Origin of the sequence: Microbacterium sp. Leaf351, from assembly GCF_001423825.1 — a bacterium.
Lineage (GTDB): Bacteria > Actinomycetota > Actinomycetes > Actinomycetales > Microbacteriaceae > Microbacterium > Microbacterium ginsengisoli.
This window is the reverse complement of sequence record NZ_LMPK01000038.1, coordinates 115,849-120,650: the sequence shown is the minus strand read 5'-3', so window position 1 is coordinate 120,650 and position 4,802 is coordinate 115,849. Positions and strand designations below refer to the sequence as shown.

The following is a 4,802-nucleotide window of genomic DNA, read 5'->3' as shown; positions in this document are numbered from 1 at the left end:
CCCCGCGGCCGTCAAGCGGAAGTTCGCCTTCGTGCACGAGCTCGTCACCCGATCGCCGCTCACCCTCGACATGCAGATCGCGCTGGCTCGCCCCACCGAGGAGGCATCCGCCTGAGCGGGGGCGCCGTCAGCACTCGGCGCACAATGCCGCGACCGCGGCCAGAAGGTCCTGTCGCGAGACCGGCTTGATCATCACGCGATCGAGGCCGTGCTCGTCGGCGAAGCCGGTGCGTTCGGCGTCCGGTCGGGCGGTCATCAGTGCGAGGCGCGTGCCGGCGATCTCGGGATCGGCGCGCACCGCCTCGGCGACCTGCAACCCATCCAGGCCCGGCATCATCCAGTCGAGCAGTGCGACGTGCGGTCGGTCGCGACGGATCGCCGCGAGACCCGCCTCGCCGTCGGCGCAGGTCGTCACCTCGTACCCCGCCCTGGTGAGGCGAATCGAGGTGAGGGTGAGGATGTCCTGGTCGTCGTCGACGAGCAGCACTCGGGACATTCCGCATCCGTTCGTCCGGGTCGCGGCCGGGGCCGAGCGCGACATCCGCTTCCTCCGGCGATCATACGCTCGAACAGTGCGACCCCTGGGGTAACCTCAGCCCATGACCCGCCCGAGCCTTGCGCTGATCATGCGCAGGCTCCCTTTCGCGGCGCGTCTGATCACGGTGATCGGCCTTGTGCTGCTCTCGGGCGTTCTCGGGGCCGTGTTCGCCGGCATGCAGAGCGGTCCGGCGGCCACGGCGTGGTGGTGGCCGGCCGCCGGTGTCGCGGTCGCCGCTGTCGTCACGGCCGACCGCCGCAGCCGCTTCTGGGTGCTGCTGGGCATCGCGGCGGTGACCGCCGCGGCATCCGCCAGCGCCGGTCGCGGACCCGCTTTCGTCGTGCTGGGCGCGATCGGCGCGGCCTTCGAGGTGTGGATCGTCGCGACCGCCGTCGCCCCCGGCGACGACGAGCCGCGCCTGTCCACCCTGCTGGACGTCGGGCGATTCCTCGCCGCTGCCGCCGTGGGCGCCCTCGTCGTCGGCGGATGCCTCGGCCTCGGCGCCGCACTGTCGGGTGGCGCATTCCTGCCCACGCTGCTCTCGACCAGCGCCTCCCACATCTCCGCGGTCGTGCTGATCACCCCGTTGGCGCTGCTCAACCGCCTGCGCAAGCGCACCGCGTCGGCCCAGACCGTGGTGCTCCTCAGCCTGGCGCTGCTGGCGGCGGTCGTGGCCGCCTTCTCGCCGCTGAACGCGAACCCGCTCGCCTTCCTGCCCGTGCCGATCCTGGCGTGGGCCGCGTTCAGCGAATCCATGTTCGTGGCCTTCACCCAGTTCGTCGGCACGATCGTCGCCGTGGTCGCGCTCACGGCGATCGGCGGTGGGCCGTTCGCTCATCCGGCCGGCGGGATGAGCACCGGAACGCTGCTGCAGATCTACTCCTTCGCGCTCGCTGCCACGACGCTCGGCATCGGTGCCACCCGAAACGAGCGACGCCTACTGCAGGACCAGACCGAGGGTCTGCTGCGGCTTCTGCGCGATGCGTTCGAGCGCGCCAACAACGGGTTCGCGATCCTCCAGGAGGTCGAGGGCGGACGCTACGCGGTCATCGAGATCAACGCGGTCGCCTCGACGATCCTCCGCAGTTCGTTCGCGCAGCTGCAGAAGCACGACTGGATCGTCGTGCCGCGTTCTCCGCTGCACCGGCAGCTCGCGTCCCTCGGGGCGGACGAGGCGCGGGTGCTCGACTGGGAGCTCGTCGAATCGGACAGCATCCCGGCGACCGTGTCGATCGAATCTCTCTCGCGCTCGGGCTACGGCCGCGTCTACCTCATCTCCGTCGTCGATCTCCGGCCGCTCCGCGATGCCGAGGCAGCGATCGAGCGGCGACTGCAGCGGGAACGTCAGGTCGTCGACACGCTGCGGGCCCTCAACCGTGAGAAGGACGACTTCGTGGCGAGCGTCAGCCACGAGCTGCGCACCCCGGTCACCTCGATCATCGGCTTCACCGAGGAGCTCGCCGACCTCATCACCGACCCGGTGCAACGCGACTTCGTGCTCATCGTCCACCGCAACGCCGAGCGACTGCTCGACGTCGTCGAGAACATCCTCGCTCTGTCGAAGGAGCGTCGGGCGGCCGAACGCGAGAGCGACAGCGTCGCCGTCGATCTCGAGCAGCTGCTGCGGGAGTGCATCTCAGACCTCACGATCAACCTGCGCGGCCAGAAGGCGACGATCTCCGCCGACCTGACCCCCGGAATCGTCGTGCACGGCCGTCCCGGCGACCTCGCACGCCTCTTCCTGAACCTCCTCACCAACGCGGTGAAGTTCTCGCCGCCCGGTGGTCTGGTCGAGGTGTCTGCGCAGCGGTCGTCGGGCCAGGTGACGGTGCAGATCCGCGACCAGGGCCCGGGCATCGATGAGGTCGACCTGCCTCGTGTGTTCGACCGCTTCTACCGCAGCTCGTCGGCGACAGCGGCGGGGGTGTCGGGCACGGGCCTCGGGCTCGCGATCGTGCAGGAGCTGGCCGCCGAACTCGGGGCCACCGTCGCGCTCACCCGTGGCCACGACGACGTCGGCACGGTCGCCACGGTCTCGCTTCCCGCTCTCGACCCGGTGCGCCACGCGGAGCCGGTCGGTCCCACGTCGGCGAAGGGCGCGTGAGCGCCGGCAGTCTGCGAGTCATCCACATCGGCGGACCGACTGTTCTGCTGCAGCTCGGTGGCCTTTCGCTGCTCGTCGATCCCACCTTCGATCCGCCGGGCGAGGTGGGCTCCGCGACCCGCACGCTCACCAAGCTGCGCGGGCCGGCGCTCGAGGCCACCGCGCTCCCGCCGCTCGACGCGGTGCTGCTCTCCCACGACCAGCACGCCGACAATCTGGATGCCGCGGGTCGCGCCGTGCTCGCCACCGCACCGATCGCGCTCACGACGCCGCTGGCCGCTGAGCGACTCGGTCAGCCTGCCCGCGCGCTCGAGCCGTGGGAGTCGGTCACTCTTGTCGGCGAGAGGTCCGAGGTCACCGTCACCGCCGTGCCGGCCCGCCACGGCCCGATCGGCAGCGAGCCCGTGATCGGCCCCGTGACCGGTTTCGTGCTCACCGGCGACGGTCTCCCGACGGTCTACGTCAGCGGCGACAACTCCGCGCCGGAGCTCGTCGAGGAGATCGCCGCCCGCGTGCCGCCGGTCGACGTCGCCGTGCTCTTCGCCGGAGCCGCGCGCACGCCGTCGGTCGACGGCGCCCTCACCCTCACCGCGACCGACGCGGTCGCCGCCGCCCGAGCCATCGGCGCGCCGGTCGTCGTGCCCGTGCACACCGAGGGGTGGGCGCACTTCAGCGAGAGCACCGACGACCTCGTGCAGGCGTTCGCGGCGGCAGGGCTGGGCGCCCTCCTGCGGGTGCCGGAGCGCGGCATCCCGTTCGAGATCTGACCCGCGCTCCGGATCGCCTCAGGCCCCGACGGACTCCCGCGCGCGCAGATCCTTGCGCAAGATCTTCCCCGACGTCGACTTCGGGATCTGGTCGATGAACTCCACCCGCCGCACCTTCTTGTGCGGGGCGACGTGCTCGGCGACGAACGCCTTCACGTCGTCCTCGGTGAGCCCCGAATCGGGCGCCGCGACAACGAACGCCTTCGGGATCTCCTCATGCTCGTCGTCGAGCACACCGATGACCGCGGCATCCATGATCTTCGGATGGCTCAGCAGAAGCGCCTCGAGCTCCGCCGGAGCGATCTGGTAGCCGTGGTACTTGATGAGCTCCTTGGCGCGGTCGACGATCGCGTAGTAGCCGTCGCGATGAACGACGGCGACATCGCCGGTGTGCAGGAACCCGTCGGCATCCAAGGTCTCGGCGGTGGCATCGGGACGGCCGAGGTACCCGAGCATCACGTTCGGACCCTTGACCCACAGTTCGCCCCGTGCGGTGAACCCGTCGGCGCCGAACTCGGTGATCTCCTCGCCCGTCTCGGTGTCGACGAGCTTGCAGTCGATGTTCGGAAGCGGCACGCCGACGGAGCTGATCGGCACGTCGGTGCGGTCGACGGGGGTGGCGTGCGACACGGGGCTGAGCTCGCTCATGCCGTATCCCTGCAGCATCCTCGCGTGCAGTCGGCGCGCGGCCGCGGCACCCGTCTCGGCGTCGAGGGGTGCGGCGCCCGAGAAGATCGAGTGCACGCTCGAGATGTCGTACTGGTCGACGATCGGATGCTTCGCGAGCGCCACCGCGATGGGCGGCGCGATGAAGATGAACGTGCACCCGTAGGTCTGGATGTTCGAGAGGAACTCGACCAGATCGAACCGCGGCATCGTGACGAGGCTCGCGCGCTGCTTGAGGGCCATGTTCAGCAGCACCGTCATGCCGTAGATGTGGAAGAACGGCAGCACCGCGAGCACACGGTCGTCGTGGCCGAGCTCGATGATCACCCGCGACTGGGCGACGTTCGCGACCAGGTTGCGGTGCGTGAGCATGACGCCCTTGGGCACGCCGGTGGTTCCCGACGAATAGGGGAGCGCTGCGACGTGCGTCGCGGGGTCGAACGTCACCTCCGGCGCGGGCTCGCCGGCCGTCAGCAGATCGCGCAACGACGGATGCCGCGGCGCACCGTCGAGCACGACGAGATGCTCGTCGTCGATGCCCACCGCGGCGGCGGCGGCGCCACCCGAGGGAAGGAGCGGGCCGACGGTGAACAGCCACGTGGCGCCGGCGTCGCGCAGCTGCTTGGCGACCTCGTCGGCCGTGTACAGCGCATTGATCGTGGTGACGGTGGCGCCGGCGCGGAGCGCTCCGTGGAAGACGGTCGCGAACGCCGGGATGTTCGGGCTC

Annotated in this window: 4 protein-coding genes; 2 read left to right on the top strand and 2 right to left on the bottom strand. The window is 70.5% G+C overall.

Annotation, left to right across the window (positions count from 1 at the left end):
* Positions 1-127 precede the first annotated feature (127 nt).
* Positions 128-496, bottom strand: a complete 369-nt coding sequence (locus ASG00_RS13320; RefSeq protein ID WP_045248612.1) for a response regulator — start codon at positions 494-496, stop codon at positions 128-130.
* 103 nt (positions 497-599) lie between these two features.
* Between ASG00_RS13320 and ASG00_RS13315 the strand changes: the two genes are divergently transcribed.
* Positions 600-2,642, top strand: coding sequence for a sensor histidine kinase (locus tag ASG00_RS13315; protein ID WP_056210185.1), 2,043 nt, complete (start codon positions 600-602; stop codon positions 2,640-2,642).
* Positions 2,639-3,409 (top strand): MBL fold metallo-hydrolase, encoded by a 771-nt coding sequence (locus tag ASG00_RS13310; protein ID WP_200930933.1) that lies wholly within the window; start codon positions 2,639-2,641, stop codon positions 3,407-3,409. Before ASG00_RS13315 ends, ASG00_RS13310 begins: the two co-directional genes overlap by 4 nt.
* A gap of 18 nt (positions 3,410-3,427) precedes the next feature.
* Here the strand turns inward: ASG00_RS13310 and ASG00_RS13305 are convergent.
* A partial coding sequence (locus ASG00_RS13305) for an AMP-binding protein (protein WP_235559598.1) occupies positions 3,428-4,802 on the bottom strand: 1,375 nt, incomplete at its 5' end.